Below are 16,145 nucleotides of genomic sequence, written 5' to 3'. Positions count from 1 at the left end.
ATGCCGAAGCGCTTCGCCGCCGCCCGACAGGACAGCCCATCGCGCGTCACTGCACCAACAACACGGTCCCTAAGGTCATCCGAAAAGGGTCTCGCCATCCTGGCCGGCCTCCTGCACCGGCCTGAATAGTGAATCTGATTTGCTCACAAAAGGGAATCCCCATGCCGATTCCGCCTAAATTCATCCCGCTCTAAGCCTGCTCATCTCGATGCGAACGATGGGGTCGACGGATGATTCGAAACTCGATGTTCTTCCGAGGACATCGACGGCGATCGCGAACGCCTTCGTTCCTTCTTCACAACCGGCGAACTTCCGTTCGGAGAGGTAGATCAGAATGGCTTTCTGTCGTCCGGTCGCATGAAACCGTTCATCGGAACTCAGCCGCGTCAGCTCCGTCCGTGCCTCCGGTTCCGATACTTCCGAGGTCCCGGTGTCGTGCTCTTCAGCGCCCATGAACGCCCCTCGCAACGAATGGTCCGACTTAAGTACAACCCAGAGCCACTATCGCGTAATTGACAAGAAGTTTCAACATCGATTGCTAATTAAACTTTAAGTTTTAGAGAACTGCGATTTTGTACATGCTATTCTGACACACTGGAGTCGTGGGTGAGACAATATTGGATGACGTCTGATTCGATTTCCTCACAGATCATGCGGTACTCGGCGAGGAGCGTCTGGTCGGCGTTGTGTCGTTCCTTGCGGAGCCGTGCGAGCGTGACGCTGGCGTCCTCGTAGGCTGCGCAGAGCGCATCCAGGCGGTGGGACTTGGCAGCCAGGATCTGGAGATCGCCTCGCATCGTGGGCAGCCTCAGCATGAGACGCCAAAGGCCTCGACGCGACCTGACCTTCTCGCCGGTTTCGTCGGTATAGTCGTCAATGGGCATCGGAGACCCCTCGTCAGTTTTTGCTCCCGAGCCTCCTCCGAGGCCGGGCGCATTGGAAGTACGTTACAGTAAATGCAGATGCGGACTGTGCGAGGAGGATGTCGCAGGCGCGTTGATTGCAACTGACGAGCGTGCCCAGGCTAAGAAGGATTGGCTATCAGAGAAGCAGCAGCTTCTTGAGAACGGAAAATACCTCCTTGAACGGCAGCTTCATCGCTCCCGCGATTGCGAACGGCAGCAAAGCCGCGGCAGCCACGGGCAAAACCGCGAAACGGTTTACGAGCACCCCCGACAGCTTGCGGAAAGCATCAAACTGTTTGGACACGTCGGATGTTTCCTCCTTTTCGTCCCGCTCCTCCGGCGAGTCCGCCACGACATTTGCGCCGAGCGCCTTCCGCTCGGCCGCGCGCTGGAACCGCGTCGCTTGCGCACCGCAGACGAGGACGCCGCTCTCCTTGAGCCGCACCAACGGACTTGAGAACGCCGCGAGCGGAAGGACGAAGAGCGCCAGCACGATCGCCAGCCATCCCCCCGTGATGCTGGTGAAGGTGGTCATGCTGATCGTCTCGTGCGCAAGGTGCTTGGCGACCGCAGCTGCCACGGCTGAACTCGCACCGAGCACGGACAGCATGTAGGCATTCGGGTAATCGGCAAGAAAGGCGAGCCCTCCATTTCCGTCGGGATGGGTAGCAACGAGCCGAAGGTCGAGGGTGGCGATCTTGCGTAACAGCAGTGCCCAGACCAGATGCCTCCATAGCCCGCGCAGAAACAGGAAACCGAAAAGCGGCAAACTGACGAACAGTGCCCACCATCCCGCCGGGGTTATGCGTGGCCCGTCAGGCGCCGGATCGACGGCCCAGGAGGCCGCAGGCGAAATGCCGGTGAAGGCGACGACCGAAAGCATGATACCGAATCCCAGACAGACCGCCTCCGCCAGAGCCGAATCCCTGCGCCGTAGCGCCATAGCGACCGCATCCCCAGCGGCAGGCAATGAGTGCGGAGCGATCAGGGGCGCACGGACGAACTGCCCGAGCTTCATGCGCAAGCCGCACTCGACCTGTTGCTCGGCCAGAAGAAAAGCGCCTACCGCGATCAAAAACTTGGCCCAGACGCCCGGATCGGCAAGATACGAACGAGGATCGGTGATGGAGAGAACCAGCGGCACCAGCCATGCGAGAGCGGTGAAGATCAGCGCCCGCGGTCCGGCCCTAAGCGCGTGGTCCTCGAGCAGGGCGAAGCGCTTTTGAAGATCATAGAACGGGCCGCCCCGAAAAGCGAGGAATTCGAATGATGTCTCACCGGAAGCTGCCGTTGGGGTTGGGGCAGCGTTTTCAGCGGCCTCTCCCTTCGCCCCCATGACGTCAGTCTCCCGTCACGACCCAATTGTCGTTCGGGTTGAACTGCCGGATATCGGCTGCAAGCCTTTCGGTGTCCTGCCCGAGATCCGCCTGATAGACGATGCCATTGCGATTGACGACGAAGGTGTGAATCCCCGTCTCGCCATAAACGACGGGCCAGGCGACCACGGCGAAGCCTGCGATCATGTTGCCGTTGATCACGTAGTCGTATGCGCCGCCGGCGATGTTGCTTCCCTGACGGGTAAGGATCTTGAAGCGGTATCCGAAGTAACCCTTGCCCTCCGCAGCCCTGTCGATTTCCGACTGGCGAAGGTCACCTGCAGGACTTGGGCCGTCGCCTTGATCGTCCGGCCAGTAAAGGCCGTCCGTGCCCCCCGGCGCGCTGATGAACTTCTGCGCGTACTCGAGGACGCCATCGCCGTCGTGGTCGTCGAGAGCATAATCCTCCTGCGCATCCACATACGCCCGCAGCGTTGCGATCGTCTCAAGTTCGTTTTCTCCGACGCGGCGGTTGGCGATCTCCTCGATACCGGCCTCGGTGTCGAATGCCCACTTGTTGCCGGGTGTTTTCACAAGCGGAAACGGCAGCGGCCAGAGCATGTCGCCCACCTCGACGATCCGGCGCTCGCCTTCGCTTTCGAGAGCCAGCCGTCTTGCGGCGCCCTCTCGAATCATCGAGAAGGCGTCCATCACGTCCTCGCCCGCCTTGAGCTTGGCCGCGTCGAGCCCGAGCAGGGTTGCGACCCGGTCGACATCATTTGCCGCAAGCGCCTCCCTCAACGCGGTCAGGGCCTCGTCCGGATCGTCGAACTCCTCGGGTTCTGTGGTCGACACGTATTGTCCGAGCCCAGCGGGATTCTCCTGGGCGCCGACGTCACTGGCAGGAAAATAAAGCAGTGCGGGTGCGAGCGCCGCAAAAGCGATTTTTATCAATCTGGTCATGACATGTTCCTTTCGCGGATCATCAACGGCGCCGGTGGCCGCCACCGCCGCGGTGCATTGCCGGCCTGGAGCCTCCACCCGCATGGAACTCCCTGTGCGGGCGTCCGCCGCCGTGCAGACCTCCGCCGAGTGCCTGCCCGCCGCGCTGCGAGTGAACCTTCGCCACCTTGCCATGCCTGACTTCGCCCAGACCGGATGGGTGTCTCGGCCGATTGTCGCGTTTGGCTGCCGGACGGGGTTTGCCGACCTTGCGTTCGATCTTTCCTGCGGATCGACCGGCATCGGCCCGCCTGGTATCTGGCCGCGCCACAGGGCGGGGCGGGTTTCGGTTCGCCACAGCGCCGCCGCCAGGCCGCCTCGAGCTATCGATCTTGTTTGCTCGGATATCCTTGAGCGCCGTCTTCCGCTCGCGCAGGTTCGTTGCGGAACCCTGCCGAACGTCCTTTGCTCTGTCACGAAGGTTCTTGCCGCCATTTGCCTCGATTCCGTTCTTGATGCTGGTGCGGTCGAGATTGGCGAACTGGTTCTTGTCGAAATTGATCTTGCTCCGGTCGACGTTCTTCCAGTCGATATCGTTGAAGTTGAGCCTGCGGTTAACGTCGATATCGTTCATGCATCTGTTGCAGTCGATGTCGATGTCGCCACCGTCGAAGCGGCCGCCCCATACACCCCAATTGTCCCAGTCGACTACGGAAGCGAAGATCGCCCCGGTTACGGCGCCCGCAAAAAAGGTCGCCGTCGGATACCAGTAGTTCGGATAGGGGTCCGGATAGTAGGACAGCGGCACCGGCTGATAGTCGGGCTCATAGAGCATCGCAGGTTCGTACTGCGGAACGTAGATCTTTTCCGGATCAGCAGCCTGGATGACGACATTGTCGTTCTCCTGAACGACCTTGATCTTGTCGTCGGTCTTGATGATATCGGCGGCGACGGCCTTGTCGCGTAGCGCCTGAATGGCGACGAGCACGTCCTTCTGCTGGTAAGCGACGGCGTCGCCGAAGCTCTGCGTCCAGTCGAGGTCGTCCGCCATGATCCTGACGATTTCGGGATAGTTCAACAGCGAGACGATGCTGCCGTCCCAGCTCTCCTTCGGCTTTAGGTTCGAATCCTTGGCGTGATTTTCGAGAAACCGCGACGCCTCCACGATCTGCAGCGGGTAGAGCGAGGCCGAACTGATCAGCGCAAGAAGCTCGTCTGGGTAAAGGGCGATACGCGCAACCAGAACTTCGAGTTCGTCTTCGCTCAATGGATCGGGCTGGTCTGCCGGCGAGGATTGAGCCGCGGTCGTGGTGGACTGGGCGGACACAGTGCTCGGCCACTGGGGCACGGCTATGGACGCAGCCGCCAGGACGACCGTCGCCGCGAACGTCGACCGTTTGACGATGGAGGATGGGTTGATGTTCATGTCGGCCTCCCATTTCTCTGGACAACGTTCCCAGGCTCATGCGGGCTGTACGCTCTTCACAATGCCCGTGCTGTCTATCACGCAGTTGAACTTGCGGCCTACGGCATCAATGTCGACGCCGTAGGCCCCGGTCTCGAGCGGGCGCGATCCGGTCGGCAGGATCTTCGCCCGATCGAGACCGCTCTGTTTCGCCACCGCATCGGCGCAAAGGAGCTGGAGGTCGGCGGGTGCTGTCTGCACCGCCGTCCGCGACATCTGCTCGGGCGGCGGCGCCGACTGGCAGGCAGCAATGGTCGCTATCGCCGCGATAAAGATTGCCGGTGATGATCGGCGCTGTAAGAAACTGAGCAATTCCCGTCCCCCTTTTCAGACGCCCTTATACAGGGCTGCGCCCTGCATCAGGACAATGACCTTCGCCCCGATGTTCACCCGCGAGTGAAGGTCGATGATGTCGTCGTTATTCATGCGGATGCATCCGGAAGAGACGTCGAGACCTATCGTCCAGGTTTCCGGCGTCCCGTGAATGCGGTAGATGGTGTCGGCGCCGCCTTCGTAGAGATAGAGAGCGCGTGCGCCGAGGGGGTTCTCCGGACCGCCCGGCATCCCGGAGGCCCATTTGACGGCATTGGGGTCGCGGGCAACCATCTCTGCGGGAGGTGTCCAGGTCGGCCATTCCGCGGTCCGTCCGACGCGCACGATTCCGGCCCAGCCGAACCCTTCCCGCCCCACTCCGATACCGTAGCGAATGGCCTGGCCGCCGGGCTGCACGAGGTAAAGGAAATGCTGGTTGCCGTCGATGATGATCGTGCCGGGCTGCTCCGCCGTGCGGAAGGTGACGCGCTGCATGCGGAATGCGTCTGGGAGTTGTTGGTTGCGGGCGAAATACTGGCGCGCGGTTTTCTTGTCGTAGTCGACCCATTTTCGGGTCTTTGGATCAAAAATCTGCGTCTGCGCGGCCAGCGCGACGAACGCGGCCAGCCAGAGGACGGCAGATGACAATGCGATGGTTCTAAATGCCTTCTTCATGGCTTCGCCCACCCATCGATGCGAGTGGCGTTTTGCCTGACCCAATTTTCGGCGTAGTCGGGAGCTGGCTGGCGCTCCACCTGCAGTGCATAGGTCATGCTGGTCACTTCCTGCGGTGTGAAGTCGATTTTCTCGAGAAAGGCAGCCACGTCCGGGTGCTTCGAAGCGAAGGACTTCGAATAGGCGATATGGAATTCGGAGGGCGGCCAGGCGACGGGGGCGCTTGAATGCGTGATCCAGAGCGGATCGTCCCCCAGGGCGATTTTCCATTTCGCGGGATCGTGGCCGGGCTCCTCCAGACGCGTTACCCGATGGAGCTCGAAGACATTGTGCGGCGCATAACAGGCGAAGACCATGGGGCGGCCCGTCGCGACGGCAGCATCCACCGCCGCCATGCCGACGTCCTCCTCCGCTTCCACAAGCGCGAGGTTTTTGGAATATCCGTAGCTATTGGCGCGCACCCGTTCGATGCCGGTCGACGTCCAGGTCTGAGCGCCGATCCATAACTCTCCGCGGCCGTCGCCATCCGTATCGAGCAGAGCGCTCTTGTCGGCATCCGTCAGATCGGTGACGCTTCGTATTCCGGCCTTGATGGCGTCTTCGGTGGCGCAAAGGCCTTCCCATGCGGCGACGGAACGCTTCGCGAGGACGACCACCTTCTTCTCGTCCACGTATTTGGCGATCGCCGCGTCCAGGTTTGGCCGCCAGACCTCGGGGTGGATGTCGACGTCGCCGGTTTCCAGCCCGGCAAAGGCAATGAGCGCACCCATTTCGCGCACCTCCGACTGCAGGCCGAACTTCTTGTCGATGGCGACCTTCAGGATGTTGGCGGTGGCCTGTCCCGAGGGCCAGTTTGGCATTGCGATCGAAAGGTCGGCGGCATTCGCCGAAGCTGAAACGCCTGCGAGCAGGATGGAAAGAATAGCTGCACGCAGCCGGCGACGCCCGTCGGCACCCGATACCGGCTGTGTTTTGCTACCATCGTCACGGCCTGAGACTTTCATTAGCATGACGTGCCTCTTTGAGTGTCGTTCATCTCTTGTCGCCGAAGCGTGCGGCCACACTACTTCGGAAACAGGAAGGTCATCGCGAGCCTGAACCCCCAGCCTTCCGGCCCATTGTCGGGCGCCGTCGCCCAGTAGCGCGCGCCTGCGGTCAAGCTGACAGGCTGTTCGCCGAACTTGACCAGTTTGGAAACCTGAAAATTGAGCGGCACCGACCAGTCGTCGCTTTCCCAGTCGTAGGTGCTTTCGATGTTCAGCGTGAAGGTCCAGGCGTCGGGCGTCGTAAGGGACACGAAGGGCTGGAGGAAAGTGGAACTGACATCGCGCCGGTCACCATCGCCTGCGACCGACCAGATGTGGTTTGCAAGCGCGCCCACGGTCCACGATCCCTCCTGTTTCAGGACGACGGCCGTCGGACCGAGGCCGAACTTGCCGCTGCCCAGCAGATCGTCGGTCGCGGTCGGCAGAAGGAAGACTGGCCCGGCACCCCAGATGATCCCGCCCGCCGTCGGCTCCTTGGGAGAGAAGAAGAAGCTCTGAGTGATATCGCCGAGGCCGAACTGGCTGCCGGACGGGCCGGCAACATCATCCTGCCAGATCACCGGCAGGATTGTACGGGAGATGACGTTCCAGTTTTCGTTGAGGGAGATGGGAATGACCGGCTGGATGTTGAGGATCTGGCGATGGCCGTCGTCCGGGCCGAAGCCGCGGTCGTAATTGAACTGGAAAGGCACGCTGATGAGCGACGCCACCGGATTGCTGAGTTTCTTGGCAAGATCGGTGTCGGCATCCTGTGCGAAGGCAGGGTCCGACAGAGATCCGAAAACAATCGACCACGCTGCCAAGGAGCCCGATGCTGATGGCCTTGTCATCACGACTCCTTTCCCTCCTCCTGATCCAGCCCCTGTCTCCGGTTCACGGTTTCGGGATATCTGCCGGCGAAAAGGTGCCCATGTCGGACGGGCGGATGGAAGTACGTTACAGTAAATACCCCGGCATTTACGTCCGTGGGAGGAAACCGCTGCCACTCGTGTTAGACTTCCGCCAACTGCTCTTCGGGCGTGCAGAGGGCACGTAAATCGACGGGCATTTACCGTTACGTACTTCCTGTTTACATCGCGCGCAGCGATGCTGCGCTCTGGTGAATCGGAGGCAGGCATGACACTTGCGGTCGAGAGGATACCAAAGCTGTCGACGCCTACGGATGGAATGGTCTGGATATCGGGCCAGACATTCACGATGGGCTCGAACCACCACTATCCGGAGGAGGCGCCGGCTCACTCCGTCGATGTCGACGGATTCTTTATCGAGGAGACGCCTGTCACCAATCGCAAGTTCATGGAATTTGTGAAGGCGACGGGCCATGTGACGGTCGCAGAAAAGATCCCCGACGCCGAAGACTATCCCGGCGCGCTGCCCGAGATGTTGAAGGCCGGTTCGCTGGTCTTCGTCCAGCCCAAACAGGTCAGAGGCGCCGACATTTCGCAATGGTGGATATTCAAGTTCGGGGCGAACTGGCGGCGGCCGCTGGGTGGGCTGAGTGACCTGCGCGGCAAACTCGATCACCCGGTCGTGCATGTCGCCTATGCCGACGCGAAAGCCTATGCCGATTGGGCCGGCCTCGATCTGCCGACGGAAGCTGAATGGGAGTTGGCGGCACGCGGCGGTCTCGACGATGCAGAATACGCCTGGGGCGAAGAGTTGATGCCGGGGGGAGTTCCACGCGCGAACACCTGGCAGGGCATCTTTCCGGTCAGCACCGTAAAGCCCAAGGGACAGGAACGCACCACACCCGTCAAAGCGTTCCCGCCGAACGGATACGGTCTTTATGACATGATCGGCAATGTCTGGGAGTGGACCTGCGACTACTGGTCCGCCCGCCACCCCGAGCCCGCGGCGAAGTCCTGCTGCATCCCGAAGAACCCGCGGGGCGGCCCGGAAGATGCAAGCTACGATCCCAGCCAGCCGTCGATAAGGATCGCCCGGCGTGTCCTGAAAGGCGGTTCGCATCTCTGCGCCCCGAACTACTGCCGCCGCTACCGACCCGCCGCCCGCCATGCCGAACCGGAGGACACCTCCACAAGCCATGTGGGCTTCCGCTGTGTGAAACGCGTACCTGCATAGGAGAAGTCCATGATCAGGCAGTCTCGAAACATAGATGCGGTCCTTGCCTCGCTTCTCGTCGCTTTCGTTCTGTTGCTCCTGGGACTATTGCGGCCCGCTCTCGCCCAGGAGCCTCTTCCCTCCTGGAACGATACGTCTGCCAAAACGCGGATCATGGAGTTCGTTCAACGCAGCGTCACCGAGGGCGGCGAGGGATACGTGGCCCCCGTAGACAGGATCGCCGTATTCGACAACGATGGCACGTTGTGGTCGGAGCAACCCTACTATTTCCAGCTCGGCTTCGTCCTTGACCGGGTGCAGAGGCTTGCCCCGCAGCATCCGGAGTGGAAGGAAAAAGAGCCTTATAAATCCGTTCTCGCCAACGACCTCGCCGGCGTGGCGAGGAACGGCGAAAAGGAACTCGTCGATCTTGGCATGGCGACCCATGCCGGCATGACCACCGACGAGTTCAACAAGATCGTCACCGACTGGTTTGCAACCGCGCGGCACCCGAAAACGGGCAAACCTTTTGACGAGATGACGTTTCTGCCGATGCGGGAACTGCTCGAATATCTCCGCGCCAATGGCTTCCGGACCTTCATCGTCTCCGGCGGTGGCATCGAATTCATGCGTCCGATTACGGAAAAAGCCTATGGCATTCCGCCCGAGCAGGTGATCGGCAGCACGATCAGGACGGAGTTCGCCCTTGTCGGAAACGTCCCGGTCCTGCGGCGGCTGCCGGCGATCGATTTCATTGACGACGGCCCCGGCAAGCCTGTGGGCATCAACCAGTTCATCGGTCGTCGCCCAGTCTTCGTCGCCGGCAATTCCGACGGCGATTACGAGATGCTGCGATGGGTGACCGGCGGAAAACAGCATGGCTTTGCGATGATCATCCATCACACGGATGGCGAACGCGAATACGCATACGACCGGAACTCTGCTTTCGGGCGTCTAGACAAGGCATTGAACGAAGCCGAGCGTCGCAACTGGCTGGTGGTCGACATGAAAGCTGACTGGAAGAAGGTCTACGCCTTCGAAAATTAGCGGCACGGCCTCATCCGGGAGCCGAAGGCTTGGCGGTGCTGTCGGAACTGCGGGGCCTTGCCTATGCTTCCTTGGCCGCCTTTGATGAGGGGGTTGAACTGGAGGATTCGCCGCCGGAACCGTACTGGTTGGTGATGGATGCCGCGAATGGAGGCAGTCAGCCGTACGAGCCTAAATTGCGCCAAACTTATCATAGCGGGAACCCGTTCCTTCAGCCGGCGCTGCACGTCGCTGATATCCAAGTCGAGCTACAGCATTTTTGCAGCCATGGCGTGCCGAAACAGGTGCGGAAAGACTCGCCCCCTAATGCGCAGACATCGGGCAGTAGGGATATTTCCTAATTGCATAGATTGCTAAAGTAAGGCATCAGAAACGGCAGGAGGATAAAGGCCGCACTTTCGTAAGATGGTGCTGCCTATCATAGCCGACGTGAATTGGCTATTCGAGGGAGGGCAGCGAACATGGTGGAGCACGGTCCCTCAGTCCGTTTACTCGGCGCTGCGCCGTTGGCTGGTTTCGTTCCGGAGGATACGCTGGAGCCGGAGCGCTTCGTTCTTGATGTAAAGGATCAACTGGATCGCATCCTGGCAAGCGAAGAACTTGCCGTTCCCGACCGTGCAAAGAAGTTCCTTAAATATCTGGTGGATGAGACGCTTGCAGGCAGGTCAGACCGAATAAAGGCCTACTCCATTGCAATCGAGGTATTTGGCCGCAGTCAATCATTCGATGCTCAGAACGATCCGGTTGTCCGCATTGAGGCGGGTCGAATCCGCCGCGCACTTGAGCGTTATTATCTGATCGCTGGCCAGGCGGATCCCATTCTCATCAGCGTTCCAAAAGGCTGCTATATACCGCGCTTCGCTCGGCGCTTGACACAGAACACGGGCGGCTCACGGGCAACCAATGAGTCCGGACAACGACCTGACGCGCACGCTGAAGTTCACCACCTGAACCGGAAGATGATGATACTTGGAGCGCTGGCCGCTTCCCTGACCGTGGGTGCAACAGGTTATTACAACTGGAATGCATCGGACCAGCCGGCCAGCTATGTCGAATATGCGCCGCGGGTGTTTATCAGAGATTTCGAAGATCTCGGCACCAATGATCATTCGACGGTATATGCCCGCGGAGTGTCTGCTGAAATTGCAAGCCGGCTCGCCAGATTCAAGGATATAATCGTAATCACCGCGCCTACAAAGGAGACTTATGAACAAGTTCCGGCCAGCGGCGGGATTTTTGACCTGGGTGGGTCCATACATACCTCGGGAACCCATCTCCACCTGATAGTGAACCTTTTGGATGGATCAAGTGGAGAAGTTCTGTGGACTCGAACCTATGATGGCGAGGTCGACGTCGGGAACCCGGCCAACTTCCAGAAATATGTCGCCGACAAGGTCGCAACGGAAATCGGCCAAGCGTATGGGGTCATCGCTCGTGAAAATTTCGTGAGCCTGAAGTCCACTTCCCGCAGCGACACCGAGGCCTATACCTGCCTGATGTCCTACTACGGCTACAGGCAACAGCTCGATTGGAGCCCACGCGCTGATATTCTAAGCTGTCTTGAGAAATCGGTGGAGAGGTTTCCCGAGTATGCCACGGCCTGGGCTTTGCTGGCCGCAGTTCTCCTGGATGAGGAGCGCTTTGGCCCCAGCGATGTCCCCAAAGACCCGACCTCTCTGGAACGCGCGTTTGCGGCGTCACGTACCGCAATCTCCCTTGATCCGAACAATATTCGGGCTCAACAAGCCTTGATGACAATCTATTTCCTGATGAACAATGTCGAGATGGGTTTAAAGACGGGGCGCGAGGCATTGGCCCTTAATCCGAACGACATGGAACTCACCGGCGAGTTCGGCATTCGTCTGGCCGCATCAGGCTCCCTGGCAGAGGGAGCGGCCCTGATCGAGAAGGCGCTCGCAGACAATCCCAGCAACGCCAACTACTACCTGACGTCCCTGGCGATGATTAATTATCTGCTCGGACACTATGCCATTGCGGCGGATCTCATTCGTCGTGTCGAAAACGTCGACAATCCATTGCCGCACCTGATCGCCGCGGCAACCTATGCTCAGAGTGGAATGATGAAAGAAGCGCAAACAAGCGCGGGCCGCTTCTACGCCACGAAATCAAACTTTCTGGACAAGATCGACGCCGAATTGAAAAAGCGAAACTTCTCCGACAGCGACAAAGCGCACTTCCTGGATGGTATTCGCAAGGCCGGCCTGTCGTTTCGAAGCGCATCGCTTGCCTCGGCAGGCCAATGAGCGCATTCCATGTTAAATGCCTTCTTCGCCCGAACAAGGCCTGCTTGCCGCTCGACGCGGAAGTCAACCGGCAGATAATATATCCTGTATTCAACATATATAACATTCACATTATACTATAAATCTTGATTCAGGCCGCAACTAATCAGGTCGAAGATTCTTTAGCGTCTCCCGCGATCTACAAGAGTGATCGGAGCGGCCACTGTGGTCGCCGCAACCCTGCCCACCGTATCGACCGCGCTGTAGACAGTCTCGCCGATACCGACATCCGAGTCCGTGAGGGTCTGTCCCGTTACCAGCCGTGAGCCGATCAACTGCACAATCTCAGGGCTTTCCGCGAATTTGCCGTGGTTGAGCCAATCGTCGGTCTTGAGCCTGGTGAGGTCCACCACCGTAACTCCGGCAGTTTCCAGCTTGGTGCGGTATGGTTCGGCTGCAGGATTGATCAGTCCTACCCGGTCGACTCCGCCCGAGATCCGCCGCGACACTTTGAGCGCCCGGTCGTCTTGCGACACAAAAATGGTGATCTTCGGCTTGTTTTCCCCAAGTTCCCACCATTGGCGCCCAAAGACGTCGACGTCGAGATCCGGCGAGGCGAGGATGACATTCTTTATCTTGGCGGCGACCCTTCCGTCACGCAAAGCCATCTGCCTCAGCGATTCCATCGCCAGCCATGTGCCCATCGAATGGGCCATGACGGTTACCTCCTTGACCGTAGGGTCTTCCGCGATGATCCCGAGCCCCTCCTCCAATGCCGTGCGCGAGAAATTCGTGCTTTCTTTGTCATAGTTGTAGTCGAGCAAGTTTGCACGGGACGGCCAGGCGAAGAGCAGAGGAACGACCTCCGCATCGGCATCGTGCACGATCTGGGCAAAGCGAAAAACCGAATCCTCGTAGCGATTATTGAACCCGTGGACGAAGACAAGAACGTGTCCCGTCTTGTTATACTTCTGAAACCATTTGCGCGCCTCGGTGCCTCGCTCCACATTCTGCGCCCTGACGACCGCAAACTCCTTGCCCGGATCAGGCGGCAACTTCTTTGGCCATTGCACCGTACCGGAGGACCGATGCGGTGGAATCGAAATGGTGATGTCGGTCAACGATAGCGTCAGGCTGCGTTCCCCTGAAAACAGGGTCGCGGAATCGCCTGATGGCTTTCGACTGGTGGCAACTAGCATCGTCACGGTCGATGCCGATGCCGACTGCTGGCCGGCGGCGATCGGGGTAAGAACACCCTCGGGACGCCCGGCACACCCGGCAACAGCCAGGCCGACCAGAAGAGCGACGGCCCGGTTCGCACGCTTCCGCATGGAGCCGACGGCTTCGCGGCACCTCCGATCGCTTGCAGGCAGTGCGATATATCCAGGACCGGCGCGCCGTGGGGTACAATTACGACGACCGACAGAACTCTCGACCAAACGATTTCTCCTCTCGAATACTCGATGCCAAAAGGGAATGAGCCGTCCTGCGATCCCGTTTTTTCCACTCGTCATTGATGGAGAACGGTATGACAGGCTGCACATTGACGAAGCCCCTGTCACCATCATCAGGTCCGTAACCGTGATCATAATTGAACTGAAAGGGCACGCTTATCAACGACGCGATCGGATTGGAAAGTTGCTTGGCCAGTTCCTGAGTTCCCTCCTGAGCCGCCGCGTGGCCGGCGAAGGCCAAAGCCGCAATCATGACGGATGCGCAGGCTGCGATTGAAATTTCTAATGCAAGTCGCATGGCTCCCCTCCAGGGCCTGGTTCGTTTTTTGCTGCTGTTGCGTGTGCGTTCCTCAGTTTTTAAAACGAGCGGCCGGCGGTCGCATTTCATGGTCAGAAGCTGGCCAGCCTCCCCACCAGCCAGAATGTTGAAATCGCGCCGAGCAGATAGCCGGAAGCTGTGCGCAGCAAAGCGAACGAGATGCTGAACAAGCCGATGACCGCCCGCAACAGGACGAAAGCCAGGGTCAGGAACAATAGCTGGCCCACCTCTACCCCCACATTGAATGTCAAAAGGGCGAGCGGTACATCGGATTGCGGCAGGCCGATCTCCTTAAGTGCACCGGCAAATCCAAATCCGTGAAGCAGTCCGAAAGCGAAAGCGACCAGCCATGGATAGCTCTCGGAAAGGCGCTTGCTGTCCGGCTTCATCTTGACCAGTTCGCTGGCGACGAAAGCGATGCTGAGTGCGATCGTCGCTTCCACCGGCTTCTGCGGCAGACTGAAATATCCCAGTGACGCTCCGGCCAGCGTAATGCTGTGGGCGATGGTGAAAGCCGTTACCGTCTTGATCAGGATCACGGGATCGCGGATCAGCAGAAAGAGGGCGAAAACGAACAGCAGATGGTCGAAGCCGGAGAGGATGTGATCGACGCCCAAACGGAAATAGGTCGACGCCACCTCGAGGCTGGTCTGCGCGTCCGCGACGATGAAGGTGGGCGCCTCCGGCTTGAGGCGCGAGATCTCCGTCGTACCGTCCCGGTGGGCGATGCGCGCCAGGGCATCGGTCATCGTCGAGCGCAGGCCATCGATGGCGATTTCCTTGCCTTTCAGCCCACCCTCGCAAGTAGCGCTCCAGCGCTCGATGTAGGCGCCGCCCTCGATCGATCTGCGGGGCTTGGCGTTCGCCCTGCAAGTGTCCGGCAAACGCACATAAAGCCCCAGGCGCATCTCGCCCTGCGCCGGCACTTTCCAGACCAGGGCGAATTCGTCGGGTGCGGTTTCCCGCATGTCGAGATAGGCCGGCCGCATCTCGTGAGCAGCCGCCGGTGACGCTACAAATGCCAGCGAGAGGATTGCCAGCAGGGTGCAGAATCGCATCATGGGACCGTCCTCGCTACGGCAAGGTTCTCGATGGTCACGTCATAGCGCTTGAGGGCCTCAGCGAAGCGACGGTCTTCGAGCGCGACGCGTCTGTCATTCGCCCATTCGCGCATCACCGCGGCGCGAACGTCGCCGAGTGCCGGCAAACGACCCGGCTTGCGTTCCGTCACCCGAACCAGGTGAAGGCCGAAGCCGGAGGCGACAGGACCGATCCATTGGCCCACGGGCACTTTGTCGAGCGCTTCGGCGAATTCGCCGCCAAACATCTGGGCGATTGCTGTCTTGCCGGTCAATTCCACCACCGGCGGAAGCTGCGTGACATCGCCGAGCGAAGCCGGATCCGTTGAAGGAATCGTCGCCAACGCCTCCAGGGTGGAAGCGGCGTTCCTGGCAATCGCGTCGCCTTGCCGCTCGGGGTTGAGGAAGACCTGCTGGAAAGCCAGCATCGGATCGGTCTCGAATGCGCCGGGATGCGCATTCAGATAGACATTCAGTTCCGCATCCGTCGGCACCGGCGCATCGGCTTCGTCTATGACGAGAAATTCCATTTTCTGACGCAGCCGGCGTCGGATGACCGTGTCATCCTTGTCGAGCCCGAGTGCCAGCGCTTCACGAACAAGAATCTCTTCCCTGACATGATCGTCGATCAAGCCCTTCAGTTCACGCCCCGTCGGCGGCCGCTGCCAGGTCTTGGTGAAGACCGAGCCCATCTGCTCGACCTTCGAGGCCGTGACAACGATCACGTCCGGCGCCGGCACACTCTTGTCGCCGACAACGCCATGCATCGCGAAGATGGCAAGGGCAATCAGAAAAAAATGAACGAGCGGTTCCTTCAGAAGTCGCTTTACCATGACGCAGCACTTCCGCGCACCGAGGCAATCGCGCATGCTTCATGCGGTGCATGTGCGACGAGAGACAGTGTAGGCACCAGGGCTGAAACGGCGGAAATCCATGAACCAGCGATACGTACGCCGATGCGTCGCCATTCTTTCGTCTGACCAATCGTCAGGCCTATGACAATCGTCGCGACACAGAAGACACCGCAAGCCAGACCTGCAAAGGCGACCAGTCCGTCCCGGTCGCTCGCATCCATCGGGGCGGAATCGAGACCGATCGCCAGACCGGCAATAGCTGCCGCCGGAACAATTGCACCCATGGGGGCCTGCCGGCCGAGTATGACCGCGTCGCCCGCGGGCAAGGCTCCGGCAAGGAACCGCGGCTCGCTTGCCCCGCCGAAACGAGTTGTCAGGATCCGCAATACCGACACTCCCCGCTTAAGCCACACAGAAGCACCTCACC

The 16,145-nt window shown here is 59.9% G+C and carries 17 protein-coding genes and 2 pseudogenes; 4 read left to right on the top strand and 15 right to left on the bottom strand.

All coding sequences use genetic code 11. The features are described 5' to 3' along the window. From ABK249_RS32105 to ABK249_RS32060, 10 genes and pseudogenes are all read right to left on the bottom strand, one after another. Nucleotides 1-98: pseudogene (locus tag ABK249_RS32105) on the bottom strand (IS630 family transposase); the annotation flags it as partial. 82 nt (nt 99-180) lie between these two features. Beyond that, the gene (locus ABK249_RS32100) at nt 181-453 is read right to left on the bottom strand and encodes a hypothetical protein (RefSeq protein WP_348864825.1); all 273 of its coding nucleotides are present in this window, start codon (nt 451-453) and stop codon (nt 181-183) included. A gap of 128 nt (nt 454-581) precedes the next feature. Further along, a complete protein-coding gene (locus tag ABK249_RS32095) occupies nt 582-884 on the bottom strand; it encodes a hypothetical protein (protein ID WP_348864824.1) in 303 nt (100 codons plus the stop codon). 157 nt (nt 885-1,041) lie between these two features. Then, entirely contained in the window at nt 1,042-2,241 is a 1,200-nt protein-coding gene (locus ABK249_RS32090; protein WP_227705832.1) for a hypothetical protein, read from the bottom strand. A 4-nt stretch (nt 2,242-2,245) separates the two neighbouring features. Continuing rightward, nucleotides 2,246-3,184 (bottom strand): DUF2950 domain-containing protein, encoded by a 939-nt coding sequence (locus ABK249_RS32085; RefSeq protein ID WP_348864823.1) that lies wholly within the window; start codon nt 3,182-3,184, stop codon nt 2,246-2,248. A 22-nt stretch (nt 3,185-3,206) separates the two neighbouring features. After that, a complete protein-coding gene (locus tag ABK249_RS32080; RefSeq protein ID WP_348864822.1) occupies nt 3,207-4,589 on the bottom strand; it encodes a DUF3300 domain-containing protein in 1,383 nt (460 codons plus the stop codon). 36 nt (nt 4,590-4,625) lie between these two features. Further along, nucleotides 4,626-4,940, bottom strand: coding sequence for a hypothetical protein (locus ABK249_RS32075; RefSeq protein ID WP_037145514.1), 315 nt, complete (start codon nt 4,938-4,940; stop codon nt 4,626-4,628). 15 nt (nt 4,941-4,955) lie between these two features. Then, nucleotides 4,956-5,615 (bottom strand): L,D-transpeptidase, encoded by a 660-nt coding sequence (locus ABK249_RS32070; RefSeq protein ID WP_415926499.1) that lies wholly within the window; start codon nt 5,613-5,615, stop codon nt 4,956-4,958. Next, nucleotides 5,612-6,619, bottom strand: coding sequence for an ABC transporter substrate-binding protein (locus tag ABK249_RS32065; RefSeq protein ID WP_052182580.1), 1,008 nt, complete (start codon nt 6,617-6,619; stop codon nt 5,612-5,614). The genes ABK249_RS32070 and ABK249_RS32065 overlap by 4 nt, the downstream gene beginning before the upstream one ends. Nucleotides 6,620-6,678: 59 nt before the next feature. Further along, nucleotides 6,679-7,491, bottom strand: coding sequence for a transporter (locus tag ABK249_RS32060; RefSeq protein ID WP_348864820.1), 813 nt, complete (start codon nt 7,489-7,491; stop codon nt 6,679-6,681). Between the two features lie 286 nt (nt 7,492-7,777). On the opposite strand from ABK249_RS32060, the gene ABK249_RS32055 reads away from it, so the two are divergent. The 4 genes from ABK249_RS32055 (at nt 7,778) to ABK249_RS32040 (ending at nt 12,033) form a co-directional block, all read left to right on the top strand. Further along, entirely contained in the window at nt 7,778-8,743 is a 966-nt protein-coding gene (locus tag ABK249_RS32055; protein ID WP_348864819.1) for a formylglycine-generating enzyme family protein, read from the top strand. A 9-nt stretch (nt 8,744-8,752) separates the two neighbouring features. Beyond that, a complete protein-coding gene (locus ABK249_RS32050; protein ID WP_227705827.1) occupies nt 8,753-9,769 on the top strand; it encodes an HAD family hydrolase in 1,017 nt (338 codons plus the stop codon). 29 nt (nt 9,770-9,798) lie between these two features. Further along, on the top strand, nt 9,799-10,110 hold the full coding sequence (locus ABK249_RS32045; protein ID WP_348864818.1) for a hypothetical protein: 312 nt from the start codon (nt 9,799-9,801) through the stop codon (nt 10,108-10,110). Nucleotides 10,111-10,230: 120 nt separating this feature from the next. Next, nucleotides 10,231-12,033 carry a hypothetical protein gene (locus tag ABK249_RS32040; protein ID WP_348864817.1) on the top strand — a complete coding sequence of 601 codons (1,803 nt, stop codon included), beginning with the start codon at nt 10,231-10,233 and terminating at the stop codon, nt 12,031-12,033. 161 nt (nt 12,034-12,194) lie between these two features. Here the strand turns inward: ABK249_RS32040 and ABK249_RS32035 are convergent, their stop codons facing one another. The 5 genes and pseudogenes from ABK249_RS32035 to ABK249_RS32015 form a co-directional block, all read right to left on the bottom strand. Further along, the gene (locus tag ABK249_RS32035) at nt 12,195-13,343 is read right to left on the bottom strand and encodes an alpha/beta hydrolase (protein WP_052182577.1); all 1,149 of its coding nucleotides are present in this window, start codon (nt 13,341-13,343) and stop codon (nt 12,195-12,197) included. A gap of 172 nt (nt 13,344-13,515) precedes the next feature. After that, nucleotides 13,516-13,719, bottom strand: a pseudogene (locus ABK249_RS32030) (transporter); the annotation flags it as partial. 137 nt (nt 13,720-13,856) lie between these two features. Continuing rightward, entirely contained in the window at nt 13,857-14,846 is a 990-nt protein-coding gene (locus tag ABK249_RS32025) for a HupE/UreJ family protein (protein WP_348864816.1), read from the bottom strand. Beyond that, on the bottom strand, nt 14,843-15,697 hold the full coding sequence (locus tag ABK249_RS32020) for a peptidylprolyl isomerase (RefSeq protein ID WP_348864815.1): 855 nt from the start codon (nt 15,695-15,697) through the stop codon (nt 14,843-14,845). Before ABK249_RS32020 ends, ABK249_RS32025 begins: the two co-directional genes overlap by 4 nt. Beyond that, entirely contained in the window at nt 15,691-16,002 is a 312-nt protein-coding gene (locus tag ABK249_RS32015) for a hypothetical protein (RefSeq protein WP_152601003.1), read from the bottom strand. The genes ABK249_RS32020 and ABK249_RS32015 overlap by 7 nt, the downstream gene beginning before the upstream one ends. Nucleotides 16,003-16,145 lie beyond the last annotated feature (143 nt).

This window comes from Neorhizobium phenanthreniclasticum (genome assembly GCF_040066075.1).
In the GTDB taxonomy this organism is placed as follows: Bacteria; Pseudomonadota; Alphaproteobacteria; order Rhizobiales; family Rhizobiaceae; genus Neorhizobium; species Neorhizobium petrolearium.
This window is presented reverse-complemented; position numbering and strand designations above follow the sequence as displayed.